Source organism: Pseudomonas sp. 86_A (genome assembly GCF_017491705.1).
Taxonomy (GTDB): domain Bacteria; phylum Pseudomonadota; class Gammaproteobacteria; order Pseudomonadales; family Pseudomonadaceae; genus Aquipseudomonas; species Aquipseudomonas koreensis.
The window spans coordinates 13,102-38,244 of record NZ_JAFGYS010000012.1 but is presented as its reverse complement, the minus strand read 5'-3'; the positions used below and the strand labels follow the sequence as shown (position 1 = coordinate 38,244).

The window sequence follows — 25,143 nt, the reverse complement described above, 5'->3', positions numbered from 1 at the left end:
CAAGTCTGGTGGTGGCTGCAAGGACGCCATCGCTGGCAAGCCAGCTCCCACAAGGATTGTGAGCTTCCACAAAGTCTATGGCCGCCGAAACCCCTGTGGGAACTGGCTTGCCAGCGATGGGGCCAACTCACTCAATACACATTACCGCTGCATGCCCCAGCGCTTCACCGTCACCCGCTCCAACGTATCAAACACCAGGTTCTCCACCAGCAAGCCAATCAGGATCACCACCGCCAACCCGGCAAAGACCTTGTCGGTGTACAGCTCATTACGATTCTGGAAGATGTACCAGCCCAGGCCGCCCTTGCCGCTGGTCGCGCCAAACACCAGTTCAGCGGCGATCAGCGTGCGCCAGGCAAACGCCCAGCCGATTTTCAGCCCGGCAAGAATCGACGGCAACGCCGCCGGGATCAGGATGAACAGCACAAACCGCATGCCCTTCAATCCATAGTTGCGCCCGGCCATGCGCAGGGTTTCCGAGACGCCGAGGAAACCGGCGTAGGTATTCAGCGCCAGCGCCCACAGCACCGAATGCACCAGCACGAAAATCAGACTGTTCTGCCCCAGCCCGAACCAGAGCAAGGCCAATGGCAGCAAGGCAATCGCCGGCAGCGGGTTGAACATCGAAGTCAGGGTACTCAGCAGATCCCGGCCAAACTGGGTCGATACCGCCAGCGTGGTCAGGGCAAACGCCAGCACGATGCCGATCAGGTAGCCCTTGATCAGCACCACCAAAGAGATCCACACCTTGCCCAGCAACTCGCCGCTGAGCAGGCCGTCGTACAACGCGTGACCGGTCTGCAGGAAACTCGGCAGCAGCAAGTCGTTGTTCTGCACCCTTGCGATCACTTCCCAGAGGATCGCCAGCAGGATCAGGATCAGGCTTTTGCGCAGCCAGCCCTGTTGCCACAGGCGTTGGCCCAGCGGCAATTCGCGCTCGAGGGGCACGCTGGTCAGCGGTTCAAGGACGGTTTCGAATTCTTGTCGTACAGACGATGGTTGGCTCATCGGGCAATCCTCCAGCGCTCAATAAGCGATGCGAATGTCGTTGAAGTGGTGGTCGCGCTCGGTTTCCGGCGACTGGCCTTCATCGAACAGCAAACGATGAATGCGCCGCGCCGATTCCTGAAACGCCACGCCACCGAGGCTTTGCAGATCGTATTGATGGCTGTGCACTTCAGCGCGCACCCGCCCCGGGTGGGGCGACAGCAGCAGGATGCGATTGCCGACCACCAGCGCCTCTTCGATCGAGTGCGTGACGAACAGCAAGGTGAAGCGCACTTCTTCCCAGAGCAGCAGCAATTCTTCCTGCATCTTGCGCCGGGTCAGCGCATCCAGTGCGGCAAACGGCTCGTCCATCAGAAGGATTTTCGGCTGCATCGCCAGCGCCCGGGCAATCGCCACCCGCGCCTTCATGCCGCCGGACAAGGTGTGTGGATAAGCGTCGGCGAACGCCGCCAGGCCGACCTTTTCCAGATAGTGCAGCGCGCGTTCCTCGGCGTCTTTTTTGTTCAAGGTGCGCGAGGCCAGCAGCGGAAACATCACGTTCTGTTTGACGGTTTTCCAAGGTGGCAGTTGATCGAATTCCTGGAACACCACGATCCGGTCCGGACCCGGCCCCTCGACCCGCTGACCTTGCAGGCGGATCTCGCCTTCACTCGGCGCGATGAAACCGGCGGCCGCTTTCAACAAAGTGGACTTGCCACAGCCGGACGGGCCGAGCAGCACAAAGCGGTCCGCCGGATCGATCTCGAAACTGACCTGATGGGTGGCCCGCACCACCCGTTGCGGGGTGCGGTATTCAAGGCTGACGTTGTCCACCGCCAGCAGCGCTTGCGTACTGGCGATCGGGTTGCTGGCCGCGTGGCCTTGCAAGGGGGCGTTCATCTCGATCAGCTCCCTTGCAGCGGTTTGGCGTCCTGGAAGAAGTAGTCCTTCCACGATTGCGGTTTGTTCTTGATCGCACCGACGCGGTAGAGGAATTCAGCCAGTGGATAGGTATTTTTCGGCGTGACGCTGAATTCGAACTGCGGGTTGTCGATGATTTTCAGCAGTTCGGCGCGATCGATCTTGGCCTTGGTCACGCGGATGTAAGTGTCTGCCGCCGCGCCTTTATCGTTCTGGGCGAATTGCGCTGCTTCGGTCAGCGCTTCGACGAAGGCCTTGTAGGTCTTCGGATTGTCGTTGCGGAATTTCTCGGTGGCGAACAGCACCGTCGGCGAGTTCGGGCCGAGGATGTCGTAGGAATTGAGCACCACGTGCACGTTCGGATTCTGCAGCGCCTGATCCTGGAACGGCGGGTTGGAGAAGTGTCCGGTCAACTCGGTGCCGCCGGCGATCAACGCAGCGGTGGCGTCCGGGTGTGGGACGGCGATGGTGTATTTGTCGAGGCGATTGAATTCCTTGTCCCCCCACTGCTTGGCCGCCGCGTATTGCAGGAAGCGCGACTGCACCGAAACACCCACCGCCGGCACCGCAATGCGGTCCTTCTCGGTGAAGTCGGCAATGGTTTTGACTTTGGGATTGTTGCTCACCAGGTAGTAAGGAAAGTTGCCCAGCGAGGCCACGGCCTTGACGTTCTGTTTGCCGTGGGTGCGATCCCAGATAGTCAGCAGCGGCCCGACGCCGGCACCGGCAATGTCGATGGAACCGGACAACAGCGCATCATTGACCGCCGCGCCACCCGAGAGCTGCGTCCAGTCAACCTTGATGTCGAGGCCTTCCTGTTTGCCGTACTTCTCGATCAGGCCCTGATCCCGCACCACGTTGAGCAATAAATAGACAATGCCGAACTGTTCGGCGATGCGGATTTCACCTTCGGCGTGGGCCAGGGTCGGCGCCACGAGGCTGCCGGCAATCAGGCTGAAACCCAGACCGATGGCGGCGGCCAGCGGTGCAAATGGAAGACGTTTGGACATGATCGAATCTCCGGCAAATCAGAAAGGCGCGTCGCCCTGGATGGTGGTGCGATACAGCTTGCGGCGCAGGTGCGCAGGGCAGCCGGCGGCGAGGTGGATCAGCGAACGGTTGTCCCAGAACACCATGTCGTGGGGCTGCCACTGGTGGCGGTAAATGTTTTGCGGCAGCACGCTGTGGGCGTAGAGCTCGGCGAGCAGTTGTTTGCTCTCGTCCTCGGGTAAACCGACGATGCGCGTGGTGAAGCCTTCGCTGACGAACAACGCCTTGCGGCCGTTTTCCGGATGGGTGCGGACGATCGGGTGCACCACTTCGGCGACCTGCGCCAGTTGCTCCGGGGTCAGCGTCGGACGCCAGTTGCCTTCGAATTTGGTCTCGCTGTAACGCGCGGTATAGGAGTGCGCAGCAGAGCGCCCTTCTACGGCTTTACGCAGCGCTTCGGGCAGGTTTTCCCAGGCTTTGTGCATGTCGGCAAACAACGTGTCGCCACCCTCGGACGGCAACTCCTGGGCATGCAGCATCGAGCCTAGGCTCGGCAGCTCTTTGTAGGAGAGGTCGGAGTGCCAGAACTTGCCGGCATCGCCGAGGCCGATGTTCTGGCCGTTTTCGACGATGTTGGAAACGATGAGGATTTCCGGGTGATGGGCCAGCAGGAATTGCTCGAGCACGTGGATCTGCAACACGCCGAAACGGCGGCTGAAGTCGATCTGCTGTTGCGGGGTGATGCGCTGGTCGCGGAACACCACAACGTGGTGATCCAGGTGCGCACGATGGATCCGGGCGAAATCCTCTCCGTTGACCTGACGGGTCAGGTCCAGACCGATGATTTCGGCGCCAACAGCACCGCTGAACGGACGAATTTCGAAGGTTTGCGGCGCGGCAGTCGCGGCGCTTGGGGTGGCAGTAGCTGCGGACATCTTTCAATCTCCCACGCACGGCGCGCTCACGGGCGCGCACGTCGATCAGACACTCACGCTGGATTGCGTGTCGGTTCAGGTCGTGCGGCGCGCCGATTGGTCGGCAGGTACGCAGGAGATTGACTTTATAGCTATAAGAACTGGAAATTAAATACCGTTAATGAATAACGATATGGCGGTTGGTGAGGAATGTACGGGATGGTGAGTGACGGTTTTTGTCACTTCTAGGCGTAATGTGGCAATTTCACTGACGCCATCGCTGGCAAGCCAGCTCCCACAGTTTCCGATGTCGAGCACACAATCGTGTTCCAACCGAAAACTCTGTGGGAGCTGGCTTGCCACCGATGAGGCCATAAAGACCGCTAGAGCATTAACGCTCGTGCAACGCCTCGGCCCGCGCGCGGATGATCGGCTTGAGCAAATAACTCAACACCGACTTCTTGCCGGTGATGATATCCACCGACGCGACCATCCCCGGAATGATCAGCAGCGGTTTGTCATCGGTGCCCAGATGGCTGCGCTCGGTGCGCACCTTGATGATGTAGTAGGTGGTTTTCTTGTCTTCGTCGGTGATGGTGTCGGCACCAATCTGCTCGAGCTTGGCTTTCAGTCCACCGTAAATGGTGTAGTCATACGCGGTGAATTTGACGATCGCTTCCTGCCCCGGGTGGAGGAAGGCGATGTCCTGCGGTCGGATCTTGGCTTCGACCAGCAGGGTGTCGTCCAGTGGCACGATTTCCACCATGTCGCTGCCGGGCTGGATCACACCGCCAATGGTATTGACCAGCAGCTTGTTGACGATGCCCCGCACGGGCGAGGTGACCAGCGTCCGGCTGACCCGGTCTTCCAGTGCCTTGCCGGTGGCCTGGGCCTTGTTCAGGTCAGTGCGCGCTTCATTGAGCTGCGTGAGCGCATCGCTGCGGAATTTGCCGCGAGTCTCGTCGATCTTGCGTTGTACTTCCTTGATGGCCGATTCCGCGCGCGGAATCGCCAGAGTGGTGGCATCGAGCTGACCACGGGTTTCGACTTCGGCACGCTTGAGCCGCAGCACTTCCACCGGTGACACCGCGCCCTGGGCTACCAGCGGCTCGGACATGTTGATCTCCTGGCGTTGCAGGCCCAGTTGCTGGCGATACTGCGCCTGCTTGGAGCTGAACTCGCGCAGCTCTTGCTGACGCTGGATCAATTGCTCCTGCAAACCACCGATCTCGTCGTGCAACTGCTGGCGGCGGCTGATGTACAGCGACTCTTCGCTTTTCGCCTGGCCCGGCACGGCTTTGAGCACGTCTTCAGGGAAATTCAGCGGGCGGTCATCGACCTCGGCGCTCAGACGCTCGACGCGCAGCAGCATCGACAGCCGATCAGCCTCGGTTTCGCCGACGTTGGAAGCAAATCGCGTGTCGTCCAGGCGAATCAGCGGTGCGCCAGCCTCGACGATCTGGCCTTCCTTTACGAACAGTTCGGAGACGATCCCGCCCTCGAGGTTCTGGATTTTCTGGATCTTCGACGACGGAATCGCCTTGCCGTCGCCCTTGGTCACTTCGTCGATCACGGCGAAATGCGCCCACAGCATCAGGAACACGAAGAAGCCGATGATCGCCCAGATGGTCAGGCGCACGACGCGCGGGGCGTCCTCGATCAGCGCCTTGTTGACCTCCGGCAGCGGCTGGCCCTGCAGCGAGGCAGAACCCTTGAAGTAGCGACGGATCGACTCTTTGACACCCGACTTAAGCAACACTGATCTGCCCCTTCTTCAACGCTTCCATCACGGCGGCTTTCGGGCCATCGGCGAGAATCTGTCCACGGTCGACCACCAGCAGCCGGTCGACCAGCGACAGCAGCGAGGCCCGGTGCGTCACCAGCACCACGGTCTTGTTTTCAACGACGGCGGCCAGACGTTGTTTGAGGCGTTCTTCGCCGGTGTTGTCCATGGCACTGGTCGGCTCGTCGAGCAGCAGGATCGGCGGATTGAGCAGCAGCGCCCGTGCCAGCGCGACGTTCTGCCGTTGGCCGCCGGACAGGTTCTGCCCGCGCTCGCCGACTTGCAGCTCGTAGCCTTGCGGGTGCAGGCGGGCGAATTCGTGGACGCCGGCCAGTTCGGCCGCCTGCAGCACCAGCTCGTCTTCGACATAACGCGCGCCGGAGACCAGGTTGTCACGCAGGGTGCCGGCCAGCAGCTGGATGTCCTGCGGCACGTAGCCGATGTTGTAGCGCAGCTCGCTGACGTCGATCTGGCGGATATCCACACCGTCCACCAGCAACGCGCCATCGTCCGGCTGATACAGGCCCACCAGCAGTTTCGCCAGCGAACTCTTGCCCGAACCGCTGCGACCGATGATGCCGATCTTCTCGCCGGGACGGATCACCAGGTTGATGTTCTTCAGCGCCGGGTTCTGTTGTTCCGGGTAGGTGAAGTTCAGCTGACGGCATTCGATCGCCCCCTGCAGCACCTTGCGGCTGAGCGGACGCTCTTCGAAATTGCGCTCCTGCGGCAGCTCCATCATCTGGTCGACCGAGGTCATGGTCACTCGTGCCTGCTGGTAGCGGGTCAACAGACCGGACAGCGAGGCCAGCGGGCTGAGTGCGCGGCCACTGAGCATGTAGCAGGCAATCAGGCCGCCCATGCTCAGGTTGCCGGCGATGATCTGGTACACGCCGAAAACGATCATGATCACCCCGGCCAGTTGCTGGATCAGCAGGGTGATGTTCATCGCCAGACCGGAAAGCATCTTCACTCGCAGCTCGAGGCGGCTGAGGGTACCGATGGTCTGTTCCCATTGGTATTGGCGTTCGCTTTCGGCGTTGTTGACCTTGACCGCGTCGAGGCCGGCGAGGGTTTCGATCAGGCTCGACTGCCGCTCGGCGCCCAGCGCCATGGTGCGCTCCATGGTCGCGACCAGCGGCTTCTGCAGCGCATAGCCGATCAACAGCGCAATCGGGAACGCCAGCACCGGAATCCACACCAAGTGCCCGCCGAGAATGGCGATGACGATGAAGATCAGAATGGTGAACGGCAGGTCGATCAGGCTGGTCAGGGTCAGCGAGGCAAGGAAGTCGCGCAGGCTCTGGAACTCATGAATGTTCTGCGCAAAGCTGCCGACCCGCGCCGGGCGGTATTTCATGGCCATGCCGACGATGCGCTCGAACAGCGTCGCCGAGATGATCAGGTCGGTTTTCTTCCCGGCCAGATCCAGGCACAGACTGCGCAGGCTTTTGAGGATCAGGTCGAACAGGTAGGCGCCGGTGATGCCCAGTGCGAGCACCCATAAGGTCGCTTCGGCCTGGTTCGGCACCACACGGTCGTAGACGTTCATCACGAACAGCGGCGCGGCCATGGCGATAATGTTGATCAGGAAACTGGCGGCGATGGCGTCGGCATACAGCCAGCGCGAACGCTTGAGGGTGTCGCGAAACCACGAGCGCGCGCGCGGAATCAGCGTGCCGTGGTTGACGTCGAATTTGTGCTGCGGCTGGGCGAAGAACACTTTGCCGGTGTAGTCGTCGGCCAGCAGTTCACGGCTGACCACCGATTCGCCGCCGTCGCTTTCGCTGAGCAGCACCCGGGCTTCGTTCTCGCCTTGCCAGCCGAGCAGGACGGCACTGCGACCATCCTTGAGCAGCAACAGCGCCGGCATGGCAATCGCCGGAATTTCTTCCAGCTTGCGTTGCAGCACCCGCCCCTGCAGGCCGGCGCGAGCCGCTGCGCGGGGCAGCAACTCGACACTCAGGCGCTGCTTGGGCAGCGGCAGACCGGTGGTCAGCATCGCCGCACTGGCGGGTTTCTGATGCAGCATGCACAGAGCAAGCAGACCATCCAGTAACGGATCGTCGTGCATCGCGCGCGGATCATGAATGAGTTGAACTCGACTGACTTCTGATTCCACGCTCGGCACTCTTGGCTAACAATTGAACAATGAAGGTCCTGCTCAATTCATACCGGGCAGTTGAACCTTCGGCTTCACATCGTTCTGCACGACGGATGCCAATGGCGCGACCACTCCCTGGCTCTTGAGCAACTCGCCCATGGTCGCCTTGATTCGATACTGAGTAAATAACTGAATGTTCTTGATTTCGGCCAAACGGCGCGAAGCGGTGAACAACTCGTTTTCACTGTCGAGCAAATCCAGCAGGGTCCGCTCGCCGAGGCTGAACTGACGCTGGTAGGCGGTGCGCACGGCGGTGCTGTGATCAACATACTGCTGAGCGATCGGCACCTGAGCGTTGGCGTTGTTCAGGGCGTTCCAGGCCAGACCCAGTTCTTCGTTCAACTGGCGCAGGGCGTTGTTGCGGATGTCCAGCGCCTGGTTCGACAGGTACGACTTGGACTCCAGATCCGCCTTGTTGCTGCCACCCGAGTACAGGTTGAAGCGCATGCGCAGCATGGCCTGCCACTCGTTGTTGTGACCGTTCTGGCCGTCCAGGTCGTTGTCGGCGGTGCGGCCCAGTTCGGCGTCGAAACGCGGGTAGAAGGTCGACTTGGCGGTTTCGTACTGTTTCTCGGCCGCAGCAATGTCGGATTCCGCCGAACGCAGGATCGGGCTGTTTTCCAGCATCTGCGTACGGGCTTCATTGAGGTTGGCCGGCATCATCGCCATGAACGGCGCCGGACGCTCTAGCTGGTCAGGCATCTGGCCGACGGCGCTGAGGAAGTTGGTCTCGGAGTCGGCGAGGTTGGTTTGTTCGGTGATCAGGTTGTTACGGGCCTGGGCCATGCGCGCTTCGGCCTGGTCGAGGTCGGCGCCGCTGCCGACGCCGCGTTGGGTGCGCAGCTGGATCTGGTCGTAGATGCGTTGGTGGCTCTTGAGGTTTTCCTCGGCCAGGCGCACGAATTCGCGGCGGGTCAGCACATCCAGATAGACCTGGGCCACGGTCAGCGCGGTGCGCTCGGAAGTCCCCAGCAACGAGTAGGCCCGGGAGTTGACGGTGGCTTGTTGACGCCCGACTTCGCTGGAAGTCGCAAAACCGTCAAAAACCATTTGCGAGAGACGTAAACTTGACTCGCCACGGGTCAGGGTTTCGTAGTGATTGCTCCCGCCATTGGCGCGGGTGGTCACGCTGTCGGTGCCTTCACGGCCATAACCGCCCAGCAGGTCGACCTTGGGCAGGTATCCCCCTTTGGCAGCCTTTAACTGATAATCCGCGGCCAAACGACTGTTGACCCCTGCCTGGATTTCCGGATGGACATCCAGTGCCTGTTGCATCGCTTCAGGCAAGGATTGTGCTTGGACGAAAGAGGCGGCGAGGGCGAACGGTAGAGCCTTGAACAGATGCAAACGCATGGTAAAGATTTCCCAGGACTTCTTGTCTTGAATCACAGCTAAACGTGCTGCTGCGTCGGATGATTGGCAACCGGAATGACCGTATGTCGGAAAGTTCAAAATAGGAACTGGATCACACGCTGAGGGACAGGTCGCCGCGGAAATATCAATGTGACATTAGTGGGGCGATTGTTTAGGATGGCACCCAGAAGGTCAATAGTTTGGCATAAAGTTAATAGCGAAAGAATCTAGCCAAATTATTGACGAATAGACGCGTCAAACTTGATTCGCAAATTTTTAAAGTACGTCCAGACTGAATCGGCGCCGAGCCATCAGGCTATGGAAGTCAACTGAACGTAACACCCGGAGAGTCTTCAATGAGCAGTGTTGTTGCCATCGTCAAAAGCATTGTCGGTCAGGTATTCGTGGTTTCCCCTGAGGGTGTACGCCGCGTGCTCGTTGAAGGCGATCGCCTGTTCGTCGGCGACCAGATCGACACCGGTCTGTCTGGTGCCGTGTCGCTGGAACTGGCGGATGGCCGCACCCTGGACCTGGGCCGCGAAACCCAGTGGAGCGCCAACGCGCCCGACTCCAGCACTGACCTGGCAGAAGCCACCGCGCAGGCCGCGCCTTCTGTAGCCGAGCTGCAGCAGGCCATCGCCGCCGGTGCCGACCCGACTACCGCGCTCGACGCCACCGCTGCCGGCCCGACCGCCGCAGGCACTGGCGGTGCTGCCGGTGGTGGCCATAGTTTCGTGATGCTCGATGCCACGGCGGGCCGCGTCGACCCGACCATCGGCTTCCCGACTGCGGGTATCAACTCCGGCGCCCAAGCGGCGCAGAACATCACCGGCGGCCAGACCACCGACACCACCACCAACGCCCTGCGTGAGTCGACCCTGAGCCTCAGCGCCACGCCGACCATCACCGAAGCCGGCGGCGTGCTGGTGTACACCGCGACCCTGACCCAGGCGCCGCTCACCGACCTGACCATCACCCTGTCCAACGGCTCGGTGATCGTGATTCCGGCCGGCTCCACCACCGGCACCGTCAACGTGCCGCTGGCACCGAACGACACCGTTTATAACGACCCGACCCAGATCGACGTGACCGTCACCGGCACTACTGGCGGCAACGGCATCACCGTGACTCCGCCGACCACTCCGGCGACGACCCAAGTCACCGACACCATTGACACCACTACCGTTACCCTGACCGCTGGCAACAGCGTCACCGAAGGCGGCCAGATCACCTACACCGCGACGCTGACCAACCCGGCACAGACGCCGGTGACCGTCACTTTGTCCAACGGCTCGACCATCACCATCGAAGCCGGCCAGACCACCGGCACCGTCAACGTGCCGACCGCGCCGAATGACGTCTATAACAACGGCAGCACCGTCAGCACCACCATCACTGGTGCTACCGGTGGCAATTTCGAAAACCTGGTGCCGAACACGACCCCAGCCGTAACGAATATCGTTGATTCGCGCGACACCACCGGACTGACTCTCACCGCTACCGGCACGGTGGTCGAAGGTGGCCAGATCACCTACACCGCCACCCTGACCAACCCGGCGCAGACGCCGGTGACCGTCACCCTGTCCAATGGCTCGACCATCACCATCGGAGCCGGCCAGACCTCCGGCACCGTCAACGTGCCGACCGCGCCGAACGACGTCTACAACAATGGCGGCACCGTCAGCACCACGATTACCGGTGCGACCGGCGGCAACTTCGAGAACCTGGTGCCGAACACGACGCCAGCCACCACCACCGTCACTGACTCCATCGACACCACCAACCTGTCGCTGAGCGCCACCGGTACCGTGGCTGAAGGCGGTTCGATCGTTTACACCGCAACCCTGACCAATCCGGCTGGCACCCCGGTGACCGTGACCTTGAGCAACGGCTCCGTCATCACCATCGAAGCCGGCAAAACCACTGGCACCGTGACCGTTCCAGCCCCTGCCGATGACGTCTACAAAGACGCCGGCAAGGTTGAAGTCAGCATCACCGGTACCAACGGCGGCAATTTCGAAAACCTGGTGCCGAGCACCGTGCCGGCCGTGACCGAAGTCACCGACACCATCGACACCTCGACCGTCAAACTGACCGCCGATACCTCGGTCGCCGAAGGCGGCACCGTCACTTACACCGCTACCGTCGGTGCACCCGTGACCGGTTCGCCTGTGGTCGTGACCCTGACCAACGGCCAGACCATCACCATCGAAGTGGGCAAAACTACTGGCACCGTCACCACCACCGCACCGAACGACGTGCTGAACGGCCAGGCGCCGCTGAGCAACTCGATCACTGGCGTGACCGGTGGCAACTACGAAAACCTCGTAGCGGACAAAACTCCGGTCAGCACCACCGTCACCGACACCGTCGACATCACCAACTTGACGTTGAGCGCCACTGGCTCCGTCGCTGAAGGTGGTTCGATTGTTTACACCGCGACCTTGACCAATCCGGCCGGCACCCCGGTGACCGTGACGTTGAGCAACGGCTCGGTGATCACCATCGAGGCCGGCAAAACCACTGGCACCGTGACCGTTCCGGCCCCTGCCGATGACGTCTACAAAGACGCCGGCAAAGTTGAAGTCAGCATCACCGGCACCACCGGCGGCAATTTCGAAAACCTGGTGCCGAGCACCGTGCCGGCCGTGACCGAAGTTACCGACACTATCGACACCTCGACCGTCAAACTGACCGCCGATACCTCGGTGGCCGAAGGCGGCACCGTCACTTACACCGCTACCGTCGGTGCACCCGTGACCGGTTCGCCTGTGGTCGTGACCCTGACCAACGGCCAGACCATCACCATCGAAGTGGGCAAGACCACCGGCACCGTGACCACCACCGCGCCGAACGATGCGTTGAACGGTCATGAACCACTGACCAACGCGATCACTGACGTGAGCGGCGGCAACTACGAAAACCTCGTCGCCGACAAGACTCCGGTCAGCACCACCGTCACTGACACCGTCGACACCACCAACCTGTCGCTGACTGCGACCGGCACCGTGGCCGAAGGCGGTTCGATCGTCTACACCGCGACCCTGACCAATCCTGCCGGCACCCCGGTGACCGTGACGTTGAGCAACGGCTCCGTCATCACCATCGAAGCCGGTAAAACCACTGGCACCGTAACGGTTCCAGCACCAGCCGATGACGTCTACAAGGATGCCGGCAAGGTTGAAGTGACCATCAAGGATGCGTCCGGCGGCAACTTCGAGAACCTCGTTCCGAGCACTGTTCCAGCCGTTACCGAAGTGACCGATACCATCGACACTTCGACCGTCAAACTGACCGCCGATACCTCGGTGGCCGAGGGCGGCACAGTCACTTATACCGCCACAGTGGGCGCGCCTGTCACCGGTTCGCCAGTGACCGTAACCCTGGCCAACGGTCAGACCATCACCATCGAAGTAGGCAAAACCACCGGCACCGTGACCACCACCGCGCCGAACGATGCGTTGAACGGTCATGAACCGCTGACCAACTCGATCACTGACGTTACTGGCGGCAACTACGAAAACCTCGTAGCGGACAAAACCCCGGTCAGCACCACCGTGACCGACACTGTCGACACCACCAACCTGACGTTGAGCGCCACTGGCACCGTCGCTGAAGGCGGTTCGATCGTCTACACCGCGACCCTGACCAACCCGGCAGGCACCCCGGTGACCGTGACGTTGAGCAACGGCTCCGTCATCACCATCGAAGCCGGCAAAACCACTGGCACCGTGACCGTTCCAGCGCCAGCTGATGACGTCTACAAAGACGCCGGCAAAGTCGAAGTCAGCATCACCGGTACCGCTGGCGGCAATTTCGAAAACCTGGTGCCGAGCACCGTCCCTGCCGTGACCGAAGTCACCGACACCATCGACACCACGTCGGTGAAACTGACCGCGACCGAAACCGCTGCGGAAGGTGGCACGGTCACCTACACCGCGACCGTGGGCGCGCCAGTCACCGGTTCGCCAGTTGTGGTGACCCTGGCCAACGGTCAGAACATCACCATCGAAGTCGGTAAAACCACCGGCACCGTGACCACTACCGCGCCGAACGATGCGCTGAATGGTCACGAACCACTGACCAACTCGATCACTGGCGTGACGGGCGGCAACTACGAAAACCTCGTAGCGGACAAAACCCCGGTCAGCACCACCGTGACCGACACTGTCGACACCACCAACCTGACGTTGAGCGCCACTGGCACCGTCGCTGAAGGCGGTTCGATCGTCTACACCGCGACCCTGACCAACCCGGCAGGCACCCCGGTGACCGTGACGTTGAGCAACGGCTCCGTCATCACCATCGAAGCCGGCAAAACCACTGGCACCGTGACCGTTCCAGCGCCAGCTGATGACGTCTACAAAGACGCCGGCAAAGTCGAAGTCAGCATCACCGGTACCGCTGGCGGCAATTTCGAAAACCTGGTGCCGAGCACCGTCCCTGCCGTGACCGAAGTCACCGACACCATCGACACCACGTCGGTGAAACTGACCGCGACCGAAACCGCTGCGGAAGGTGGCACGGTCACCTACACCGCGACCGTGGGCGCGCCAGTCACCGGTTCGCCAGTTGTGGTGACCCTGGCCAACGGTCAGAACATCACCATCGAAGTCGGTAAAACCACCGGCACCGTGACCACTACCGCGCCGAACGATGCGCTGAATGGTCACGAACCACTGACCAACTCGATCACTGGCGTGACGGGCGGCAACTACGAAAACCTCGTGGCCGACAAGACTCCGGTCAGCACCACCGTCACCGACACCGTCGACACGACCAATCTGTCCCTGAGCGCCACCAACTCGGTCGCCGAGGGCGGCTCGATCACCTACACCGCGACCCTGACCAATGCGGCCGGCACCCCGGTGACCGTGACCCTGTCCAACGGTTCGGTGATCACCATCGAAGCGGGCAAGACCACTGGCACCGTAACCGTTCCAGCGCCTGCCGATGACGTCTACAAAGACGCGGGCAAGGTTGAAGTGACCATCAAGGATGCGTCCGGTGGCAACTTCGAGAATCTCGTTCCGAGCACCGTTCCGGCGGTGACTGAAGTCACTGACACCATCGATACGTCGACCGTCAAACTGACCGCGACCGAATCGGCCGCTGAAGGTGGCACCGTCACCTACACCGCCACCGTGGGCGCGCCGGTCACCGGTTCGCCAGTCGTGGTGACCCTGGCCAATGGTCAGAACATCACCATCGAAGTCGGCAAGACCACCGGCACCGTGACCACCACCGCGCCGAACGATGCGTTGACCGGTCATGCGCCGCTGACCAACTCGATCACTGATGTGAGCGGCGGCAACTACGAGAATCTGGTGGCCGACAAGACCCCGGTTTCGACCACGGTCACGGACACCGTCGACACCACCAACCTGACGTTGAGCGCGACCGGCACCGTGGCTGAAGGCGGTTCGATCGTCTACACCGCGACCCTGACCAACCCGGCCGGTACTCCGGTGACTGTGACCCTGAGCAACGGCTCGGTGATCACCATCGAAGCCGGCAAAACCACTGGCACCGTGACTGTTCCGGCGCCTGCCGATGACGTCTACAAAGACGCCGGCAAAGTCGAAGTCACGATCAAGGAGGCTGCGGGCGGCAATTTCGAGAACCTGGTGCCAAGCACCGTTCCGGCCGTTACCGAGGTCACCGATACCATTGATACCTCGACCGTCAAACTGACCGCCGATACCTCGGTCGCCGAGGGCGGCACGGTTACCTATACCGCGACTGTCGGCGCGCCAGTCACCGGTTCGCCTGTGGTCGTGACTCTGGCCAACGGCCAGACCATTACCATCGACATCGGCAAGACCACCGGCACCGTGACCACCACCGCGCCGAACGATGTGTTGAACGGCCACGAGCCGCTGAACAACTCGATCACCAATGTCAGCGGCGGCAACTACGAAAACCTCGTGGCCGACAAGACGCCGGTCAGCACCACCGTGACCGACACCGTCGACACCACCAACCTGTCGCTGAGCGCGACCCCGGCGGTGAACGAAGGCGGCCAGATCACCTACACCGCCACCCTGACCAACGCCGCCGGCACTCCGGTGACCGTGACGTTGAGCAATGGCGCGGTGATCACCATCGAAGCCGGCAAAACCACCGGCACCGTGACCGTCGATGCACCGAAGGATGACGTCTACAAGGACGCCGGCACCGTTGAAGCGACCATCAAGGGCGCGACCGGTGGCGACTTCGAAAACCTGGTTACCAGCAACACCCCGGCCGTGACCACCGTCAACGACACCATCGACACTTCCACCGTGTCGCTGACCGCCACCGCCAACGTCGCCGAAGGCGAGACCGTGGTCTACACCGCGAGCGTGACCGCGCCGGTAACCGGCGCACCTGTCGTCGTGACCTTGTCCAACGGCCAGACCATCACCATCGCCGTCGGTGAGACCACCGGCAGCGTGAACTTCGTTGCACCGAACAGCCCCTTGGCGGGCGGCAGCTCCCTGAGCGTCGCCATCGACAAGGTTGCCGGCGGCAACTATGAAAACCTGGTAGCCGACAAGACACCGGCAAACACCTCGGTTTCGGACACCGTCGACACCACCAACCTGAACCTGACCGCCAGCGACTCGGTGGCCGAGGGTGGATCGATTGTTTACACCGCAACCCTGACCAACCCGGCTGGTACTCCGGTGACCGTGACCCTGAGCAATGGCGCGGTGATCACCATCGAAGCCGGCAAAACTTCTGGCACCGTGACCGTTCCTGCTCCGGCAGACGACGTTTACAAAGACGCGGGCAAAGTCGAGGCGACCATTTCGAGCGCCACCGGTGGCAACTTCGAGAACCTGGTGCCAAGCACCGTTCCTGCGGTTACCAACGTTACCGACACCATCGACACCACCACGGTCAAACTGACCGCAACCGAGTCTGCTGCTGAAGGTGGCACCGTCACCTACACCGCGACTGTCGGCGCGCCTGTGACCGGTTCGCCTGTGGTCGTGACCTTGGCTAACGGCCAGAACATCACCATCGAAGTCGGCAAAACCACCGGCACCGTGACCACCACCGCGCCGAACGATGCGTTGAACGGTCATGAGCCGCTGACCAACGCGATTACTGGCGTGACCGGTGGCAATTACGAGAATCTGGTGGCTGACAAGACGCCGGTCAGCACCACTGTTACTGATACCGTCGACACCACCAATCTGTCGCTGAGTGCCACTGGCACCGTCGCTGAAGGTGGCTCGATCGTCTACACCGCGACCTTGACCAACCCGGCCGGCACGCCAGTCACTGTGACCTTGTCCAACGGCGCGGTGATCACCATCGAGGCCGGTAAAAACACCGGCACCGTGACTGTTCCAGCTCCGGCGGACGACGTTTACAAAGATGCCGGTAAAGTCGAAGCGACCATTTCCACCGCTACCGGTGGCAACTTCGAGAACCTGGTGCCAAGCACCGTTCCTGCGGTCACCAACGTTACCGACACCATCGACACCACCACGGTCAAACTGACCGCAACCGAGTCTGCTGCTGAAGGTGGCACCGTCACCTACACCGCGACTGTCGGTGCGCCTGTGACCGGTTCGCCGGTCGTGGTAACCCTGGCCAACGGCCAGAACATCACCATCGAAGTCGGTAAAACTACTGGCACCGTGACCACCACCGCGCCGAACGATGCGTTGACCGGTCACGCGCCGTTGACCAACGCCATCACCGACGTCAGCGGCGGCAACTACGAAAATCTGGTGGCTGACAAAACTCCGGTTTCGACCAATGTCACCGACACCGTCGACACCACTAACCTGTCGCTGTCCGCGACCGGCACCGTGGCCGAAGGTGGCTCGATCGTTTACACCGCGACTCTGACCAACGCTGCCGGTTCGCCGATTACCGTGACGTTGAGCAACGGCGCCGTGATCACCATCGAGGCCGGCAAAACCACCGGCACCGTGACCGTTCCAGCTCCGGCGGACGACGTTTACAAAGATGCCGGTAAAGTCGAAGCGAGCATTTCCACCGCTACTGGTGGCAACTTCGAGAACCTGGTGCCAAGCACCGTGCCGGCCGTGACCGAAGTCACCGACACCATCGACACCTCGACCGTCAAACTGACCGCCGATACCTCGGTGGCCGAAGGCGGTACCGTGACCTACACCGCTACTGTGGGTGCGCCGGTCACCGGTTCGCCTGTGGTCGTGACCCTGGCCAACGGCCAGAACGTCACCATCGAAGTCGGCAAGACCACTGGCAGCGTGACCACCACCGCGCCAAACGACGCGCTGACCGGTCATGCGCCGCTGACCAACTCGATCACCGGTGTGACCGGTGGCAATTACGAGAATCTGGTGGCTGACAAGACGCCGGTCAGCACCACTGTTACTGATACCGTCGACACCACCAATCTGTCGCTGAGTGCCACTGGCACCGTCGCTGAAGGTGGCTCGATCGTCTACACCGCGACCTTGACCAACGCCGCTGGCTCACCCGTCACCGTGACGTTGAGCAACGGCGCCGTGATCACCATCGAAGCCGGTAAAACCACCGGCACCGTGACCGTTCCGGCGCCAGCCGATGACGTGTACAAAGATGCGGGCAAAGTCGAAGCAACCATTTCCACCGCTACCGGTGGCAACTTCGAAAACCTGGTGCCGAGCACTGTTCCTGCCGTCACCAGCGTTACCGATACCATCGACACCACCACGGTCAAACTGACCGCGACCGAGTCTGCTGCTGAAGGTGGCACCGTCACCTATACCGCGACCGTCGGCGCGCCTGTGACCGGCTCGCCGGTCGTGATAACCCTGGCCAACGGTCAGAACATCACCATCGAAGTCGGCAAGACCACCGGCACCGTGACCACCACCGCACCGAATGATGCGTTGACCGGTCATGCGCCGCTGACCAACGCGATCACCGACGTCAGCGGCGGCAACTACGAGAATCTGGTGGCTGACAAGACGCCGGTTTCGACCACGGTTACTGACACCGTCGACACCACCAACCTGTCCCTGAGCGCCACCAACTCGGTCGCTGAGGGTGGTTCAATCATCTACACCGCGACCTTGACCAACGCGGCCGGCTCGCCAGTGACCGTGACGTTGAGCAACGGCGCGGTGATCACTATCGAGGCGGGTAAAACCACCGGCACCGTGACCGTTCCTGCACCAGCCGATGACGTCTACAAAGACGCCGGTACCGTTCAGGCAACGATCACCAACGCCAGTGGCGGCAACTTCGAAAACCTGGTGCCGAGCACCGTACCGGCCGTGACTCAGGTCACCGACACCATCGACACCACCACCGTGAAGCTGACGGCTTCCGAAACGGCGGCCGAGGGTGGCACCGTCACCTACACCGCGACTGTCGGTGCGCCAGTGACCGGTTCGCCTGTGGTCGTGACGCTGGCCAATGGTCAGAACATCACCATCGAGGTGGGCAAAACCACCGGCACCGTGACCACTACCGCGCCGAATGACGTATTGACCGGTCATGCACCGTTGACCAACGCGATCACCAACGTCAGCGGCGGCAACTACGAGAACCTCGTTGCCGACAAGACCCCGGTAAACACCACCGTCACCGATACCGTCGACACCACCAATCTGTCGCTGTCCGCGACCGGCACCGTGGCCGAAGGTGGCTCGATCATCTACACCGCGACCCTGACCAACGCGGCCGGCTCGCCAGTGACCGTGACGTTGAGCAACGGCGCGGTGATCACTATCGAGGCGGGTAAAACCACCGGCACCGTGACCGTTCCTGCACCAGCCGATGACGTCTACAAAGACGCCGGTACCGTTCAGGCAACGATCACCAACGCCAGTGGCGGCAACTTCGAAAACCTGGTGCCAAGCACCGCGCCAGCCGTGACCACCGTCACCGACACCATCGACACCACCACGGTGAAACTGACCGCGACCGAGTCGGCGGCCGAAGGCGGCACTGTGACTTACACCGCGACTGTCGGTGCGCCGGTAACCGGCTCGCCAGTGACCGTCACTCTGGCCAACGGTCAGAACATCACCATCGAGGTGGGTAAAACCACCGGCACCGTGACCACTACCGCGCCGAACGACGTGTTGACCGGTCATGCACCGTTGACCAACGCGATCACCAGCGTCAGCGGCGGCAACTACGAGAACCTCGTTGCCGACAAGACCCCGGTCAGCACCACCGTCACCGATACCGTCGACACCACCAACCTGTCGCTCAGCGCGACCGGCACCGTGGCCGAAGGCGGCTCGATCATCTACACCGCGACACTGACCAACGCCGCTGGCTCGCCAGTCACTGTGACCCTGAGCAACGGCGCCGTGATCACCATCGACGCCGGTAAAACCACCGGCACCGTGACCGTTCCGGCTCCAGCTGACGACGTCTACAAGGACGCTGGCACCGTGCAGGCGACTATCAAGTCGGCGACAGGTGGCAACTTCGAAAACCTGGTGCCAAGCACCACGCCAGCCGTGACCAGCGTCACCGACACCATCGACACCACCACGGTGAAACTCACCGCGACCGAGTCGGCGGCCGAAGGCGGCACCGTGACTTACACCGCGACTGTCGGGGCGCCGGTAACCGGTTCGCCAGTGACCGTCACTTTGGCCAACGGTCAGAACATCACCATCGAAGTGGGTAAAACCACCGGCACCGTGACCACTACCGCGCCGAACGACGTGTTGACCGGGCATGCACCGTTGACCAACGCGATCACCAACGTCAGCGGCGGCAACTACGAGAACCTGGTGGCCGACAAGACCCCGGTCAGCACCACCGTGACCGACACTGTCGACACCACCAACCTGTCCCTCAGCGCCACTAACACGGTTGCCGAAGGTGGCTCGATCATCTACACCGCGACCCTGACCAACGCGGCTGGCTCGCCAGTCACCGTGACGCTGTCGAACGGCGCCGTGATCACCATCGACGCCGGCAAAACCACCGGCACCGTGACCGTGCCGGCTCCGGCTGACGACGTTTACAAAGACGCCGGCACCGTCCAGGCCACCATCACCAATGCCAGCGGGGGCAACTTCGAAAACCTGGTGCCAAGCACGACGCCAGCCGTGACCAGCGTCACCGATACCATCGACACCACCACCGTGAAGCTGAGCGCCACCGGCACCGCAGCGGAAGGCGGCAACGTTGTCTACACCGCCACCGTCGGTGCGCCAGTCACTGGTTCGCCAGTTGTGGTGAGCCTGTCCAACGGCCAGACCATCACCATCGAGGTGGGTAAAACCACCGGTACCGTGACCACCACCGCGCCGAACGATGCGTTGACCGGCCACGCGCCGCTGACCAACGCCATCACCAACGTCAGCGGCGGCAACTACGAGAACCTCGTGGCCGACAAAACGCCGGTCAGCACCACCGTGACCGACACCATCGACACCACCAACCTGTCGCTGAGCGCGACCGGTACCGTGGCCGAAGGTGGCTCGATCGTTTACACCGCAACCCTGACCAACGCAGCTGGCTCGCCAGTCACCGTGACCTTGTCGAACGGCGCCGTGATCACCATCGACGCCGGTAAAACCACCGGCACCGTGACAGTTCCGGCTCCGGCTGACGACGTCTACAAAGACGCCGGCACCGTGCAGGCAACGATCAAGACCGCCACCGGTGGCAGCTTCGAAAATCTGGTGCCGAGCACCACGCCAGCCGTGACCAGCGTCACCGACACCATCGACACCACGGGCGTGAAACTCACCGCCACGGGTACCGTGGCCGAAGGTGGCACGGTCACCTATACCGCCACCGTCGGTGCGCCAGTCACTGGTTCGCCAGTTGTGGTGAGCCTGTCCAACGGCCAGACCATCACCATCGACATCGGTAAAACCACCGGTACCGTGACCACCATCGCGCCAAATGACGTGTTGACCGGCCACGCGCCACTGACCAACTCGATCACTAACGTCAGCGGCGGCAACTACGAAAACCTCGTCGCCGACAAGACCCCGGTCAGCACCACCGTGACCGACACCATCGATACCACCACCCTGTCGCTGAACGCGACCGGCACCGTGGCTGAAGGTGGTCAGATCACGTACACCGCAACCCTGAGCAACGCCGCCGGCTCGCCGGTCACCGTGACCCTGAGCAACGGTTCGGTGATCACCATCGACGCTGGCAAGACCACGGGCACCGTGACAGTTCCTGCGCCAGCCGACGACGTCTACAAAGACGCCGGCAGCGTGCAGGCCACCATCACCAACGCCAGCGGTGGCAACTTCGAAAACCTGGTACCGAGCACGACACCGGCGGTGACCAGTGTTACCGATACCATCGACACCACCACCGTCAGCATCACCGGCAGCACTTCGGTGACCGAAGGCCAGACCGCCAGCTACACCGTCAGCCTGACGCACCCGGCGCAAACCGACGTGACCCTGAAGATCGTCTACAGCGGCACCGCTGCCGACGGTTCGGATTTCACCGGCGTGTACACCGTGAAGATCCCGGCGGGCGCCAGCAGCGCGCAGTTCAACGTCGCGACCATCGATGACAAGATCACCGAAGGCACCGAGAACTTCGTGGTCAAGATCGACTCGGCTACCGGCGGCAACTTCGAGAACCTGGCCGTCAGCAGCACCAACGGCAGCGTCAGCACCTCGATCATCGACAACGATGCGCCACCGGTCATCGACCTCGACGCCAACAACTCCAGCGGCGCCACCGGTGCCGACTACAAGGTGACCTTCACCGAAAACACCCCGGGCGCCGGCGTGTCGATTGCCGACACTGACCTGACGATCACCGACCCGGACAGCACCATGCTGACCGGTGCAACCATCGTCCTGACCAACCGTCAGGACGGCGATGCGCTGAACCTGGGCAACAGCGTCAATGGCATCACCATCAATGCCAACAGCACCAACGGCACCGTGACCCTGACCCTGTCGGGCAACGCGACGCTGGCCGACTACATGCAGGCGATCAAAAACATCAGCTTCACCAACAGCAGTGAAGACCCGAGCACCGTGCCACGGATCATCACCGTGACCGTGACCGACGGCGGCAACTACTCCAACACCGCGACTACCACGGTCAACGTGGTGGCGGTCAACGATGCCCCAGTTGCGGCTCCGGTCAACGTTACCGGCACCGAAGACACGCCGCTGATCCTCGGCTGGTCGACCTTCGGGGTGACCGACGTCGACAGCCCGGCCAGCAGCCTGGGCATCAAAATCACCCAGCTGCCGGGCGAAGGCAAACTGCAGTACCTGGACGGTTCGACCTGGAAAGACGTCGCCAACAACCAGACCTTCAGCAAGGCTGACATCGACGCTGGCAAACTGCGCTTCATGCCGGATGCCAACGAGTCGGGCGTCAACGGTTACGGTGGCACCGGCATGGGCAACAACCAGGCCGACTACGCGCAGATCAAGTTCCAGCCAACCGACGGCCAACTGCTGGGCAACACCGGCACCGTGAAGATCGACATCACGCCCGTGGCGGATGCACCGACCGTGAGCGTGGCCGACAACAGCGTGAAATCCACCGGGCTGGTCAAGGAAGTCTGGACCGGCCTGCCGGGCCTGGGCACCGACGGCAGCGGCGCGAACTCGACCACCCTGAAAAACGTGATCGACGGCGCCGGCACCCCAAACTCCAGCACCAACGTGAACAATGTGCAGTCCGACGGCAGCGTGACCGCCGGCACCGCCTCGAAAACCTCGGGCCTGATCTACCTGGAAGCCGGCAAGACCTACAGCTTCAGTGGTGTGGCCGACGACAGCCTGCTGATCACCATCGGCGGCAAGAGCGTGGCGTCGGGCACCTGGGGCGCGGGCGGCGCGATCAGTGGTTCGTTCACCCCGACCACCAGCGGCTACTACACGCTGGATATCTACCACCACAACCAGAGCGGCCCGGGCAGCTATGACGTGAACCTGTCGGTCAACGGCAGCACGCCAATCGACCTGAGCAGCGCCGGCGTGCCGATCTACACCGGCGTACAGGATCTGGTAAACGCAGGCGTGACCGTCTCCGATCTGCACGGCACCAACGGCGAAGGTTATTACGACGGCTACAAGCTCAACACCGGCGCCGAAGGCACCACGGTGAAACTGTCGGCGATCAACACCGCGCTGACCGACACCGACGGCTCGGAAACCCTGAGCGTGAAGATCAGCGGTGCGCCGGTCGGCTCGGTACTCTCCGACGGCCATGGCCACAGCTTCACCGTGACCGCGAGCAACGGCGAAGCCAACGTCACCGGCTGGAACCTCGGCAGCCTGACCGTGACCCCGCCGACCTACTACAACGGCCAGTTCAACCTGACCGTGACCTCGACTTCCACCGAGATGGTCGGCGGTTCGGCCAGCAGCACCGCGACCATTCCGGTCACCGTGGTGCCGGCGGTGTACAACGCCGTGGTCGGTACTTCCGGCGATGACACCTTCAGCGGCACCGATGGCAACGACATCATGGTCGCCGACATCGGCGGCCTGACCGTGGTGCCGGGCACCAACTACAACATCGCGTTCATGGTCGACAGCTCGGGCAGCATGAGCACCTCGTCGATCAACGCGGCCAAGGACTCGCTGACGTCGGTGTTCAACACCCTCAAGCAGAGCCTGGGCGGCAGCAACTCGGGCACGGTGAACATCTTCCTGGTGGACTTCGATACCCAGGTCAACAAGTCGGTGTCGGTGAACCTCAACGACCCGAACGCGCTGACCAAGCTCAAAGCCGTGCTCGATTCGATGTCGTCCGGTGGCGGCACCAACTACGAGGACGTGTTCAAGACCACGGCCAACTTCTTCCAGAGCCCGGAAGCCTTGGCCAACACCGGGGCGAAGAACCTCACGTACTTCATCACCGATGGCCAGCCGACCTACTACCAGAGCGGCGAATCGACCAACCCGTACCTGTATGGCAATAAAACACTCGATAGCCTGATCACCACCAGCAACTATCAGTTGGGTACAGCCACCACCTTGAATCCGGACAGCACGCACCAGATTTCAATCAGTGCAGCGGGCGCCGTGACGGTCTGGACCAAGTCGGGCAGCAACTGGTCGTACCAGAACTTCGGCACCTTGCATGCTCAGGGCGACGGTACCTATGAGTTCTCGACCCTGGCTGGTACCGGTAGCAGCACCACCTCGGCCACCACCGATAACGCCAGCAGCGGCTTCGCGCTGCTCAGCGGCCTGTCGAACGTCGAAGCCATCGGCATCAACAGCGGTGTCAGCCTCAACGATCTGAAACCGTATGACTCGGATCACTCGCCACAGACCAACATCGATCCGAAGGATCTGGCCAACTCGATCATCGGCCACACCGAAGCGACGCTGCCGGGCAATGACACCGTCAGCGGTGGCGACGGCAACGACATCCTGTTCGGCGACCTGGTGAGCTTCAATGGCATTGCCGGCGAGGGTTACCAAGCGATGCAGGCGTTCGTGGCGCAGCAGACCGGCGTCGACGTCAGCAAGGTCACCACCAGCAACGTGCACCAGTACATCACCGAGCACTATCAGGCGTTCGATGTCTCCGGTGCGCACGATGGCAACGACACCCTGCTGGGTGGCGCGGGCAATGACATCCTGTTCGGCTCGGGCGGCAACGACCTGCTCGATGGCGGCAAGGGCAATGACATCCTGCTCGGCGGCACCGGCAACGACACGCTGATCGGCGGCCAGGGCAACGACATCCTGATCGGTGGTTCCGGTGCCGACACCTTCGTCTGGAAAGCAGGCGACACCGGCAACGACGTGATCAAGGACTTCAATGCCAACGAAGGCGACCGTATCGACCTGCGTGATCTGTTGCAGGGCGAGACCGGCAGCACCATCGACAACTTCCTGAAGATCACCACGGTCGACGGCGTGTCGTCGCTGCAAGTCAGCTCCGCCGGCAAGTTCAATTCTGCCGACGCGGCAGCTGCCACGCCGGACGTGACGATCAAACTGGAAGGCAACAACTGGTCGAGCGCCAACATTCACAACCTGATTGCCGGCAGCGACCCGACCATCAAGGTCGACCACAACAACAGCTGATGCGTGAACAAAACGGCCGCCCCCATGGGGCGGCCGTTG

The 25,143-nt window shown here is 62.0% G+C and carries 8 protein-coding genes; 1 reads left to right on the top strand and 7 read right to left on the bottom strand.

Annotation, left to right across the window (positions count from 1 at the left end; genetic code table 11):
- Nucleotides 1–141: 141 nt before the first annotated feature.
- From J5M57_RS18845 to J5M57_RS18815, 7 genes are all read right to left on the bottom strand, one after another.
- On the bottom strand, nt 142–1,008 hold the full coding sequence (locus J5M57_RS18845) for an ABC transporter permease (RefSeq protein ID WP_169842733.1): 867 nt from the start codon (nt 1,006–1,008) through the stop codon (nt 142–144).
- An 18-nt stretch (nt 1,009–1,026) separates the two neighbouring features.
- Nucleotides 1,027–1,887 (bottom strand): ABC transporter ATP-binding protein, encoded by an 861-nt coding sequence (locus J5M57_RS18840; RefSeq protein ID WP_207849335.1) that lies wholly within the window; start codon nt 1,885–1,887, stop codon nt 1,027–1,029.
- Nucleotides 1,888–1,892: 5 nt separating this feature from the next.
- A complete protein-coding gene (locus tag J5M57_RS18835) occupies nt 1,893–2,918 on the bottom strand; it encodes an ABC transporter substrate-binding protein (protein WP_207849334.1) in 1,026 nt (341 codons plus the stop codon).
- Nucleotides 2,919–2,936: 18 nt separating this feature from the next.
- Complete coding sequence (locus J5M57_RS18830; protein WP_207849333.1) at nt 2,937–3,833, bottom strand: TauD/TfdA family dioxygenase; 897 nt, start codon at nt 3,831–3,833, stop codon at nt 2,937–2,939.
- A 370-nt stretch (nt 3,834–4,203) separates the two neighbouring features.
- Entirely contained in the window at nt 4,204–5,571 is a 1,368-nt protein-coding gene (locus tag J5M57_RS18825; RefSeq protein WP_207849332.1) for an HlyD family type I secretion periplasmic adaptor subunit, read from the bottom strand.
- Nucleotides 5,561–7,717, bottom strand: coding sequence for a type I secretion system permease/ATPase (locus J5M57_RS18820; protein WP_064585368.1), 2,157 nt, complete (start codon nt 7,715–7,717; stop codon nt 5,561–5,563). The genes J5M57_RS18825 and J5M57_RS18820 overlap by 11 nt, the downstream gene beginning before the upstream one ends.
- Before the next feature lie 42 nt (nt 7,718–7,759).
- Nucleotides 7,760–9,112, bottom strand: a complete 1,353-nt coding sequence (locus J5M57_RS18815) for a TolC family outer membrane protein (RefSeq protein WP_169842735.1) — start codon at nt 9,110–9,112, stop codon at nt 7,760–7,762.
- Nucleotides 9,113–9,468: 356 nt separating this feature from the next.
- On the opposite strand from J5M57_RS18815, the gene J5M57_RS18810 reads away from it, so the two are divergent.
- Nucleotides 9,469–25,104 (top strand): LapA family giant adhesin, encoded by a 15,636-nt coding sequence (locus tag J5M57_RS18810; RefSeq protein ID WP_207871987.1) that lies wholly within the window; start codon nt 9,469–9,471, stop codon nt 25,102–25,104.
- Nucleotides 25,105–25,143 lie beyond the last annotated feature (39 nt).

Coding starts and splice junctions, on each gene's coding strand:
- J5M57_RS18845 (WP_169842733.1), bottom strand. CDS start 1,008: ATGAGCCAACCATCGTCTGTACGACAAGAATTCGAAACCGTCCTTGAA.
- J5M57_RS18840 (WP_207849335.1), bottom strand. CDS start 1,887: ATGAACGCCCCCTTGCAAGGCCACGCGGCCAGCAACCCGATCGCCAGT.
- J5M57_RS18835 (WP_207849334.1), bottom strand. CDS start 2,918: ATGTCCAAACGTCTTCCATTTGCACCGCTGGCCGCCGCCATCGGTCTG.
- J5M57_RS18830 (WP_207849333.1), bottom strand. CDS start 3,833: ATGTCCGCAGCTACTGCCACCCCAAGCGCCGCGACTGCCGCGCCGCAA.
- J5M57_RS18815 (WP_169842735.1), bottom strand. CDS start 9,112: ATGCGTTTGCATCTGTTCAAGGCTCTACCGTTCGCCCTCGCCGCCTCT.
- J5M57_RS18810 (WP_207871987.1), top strand. CDS start 9,469: ATGAGCAGTGTTGTTGCCATCGTCAAAAGCATTGTCGGTCAGGTATTC.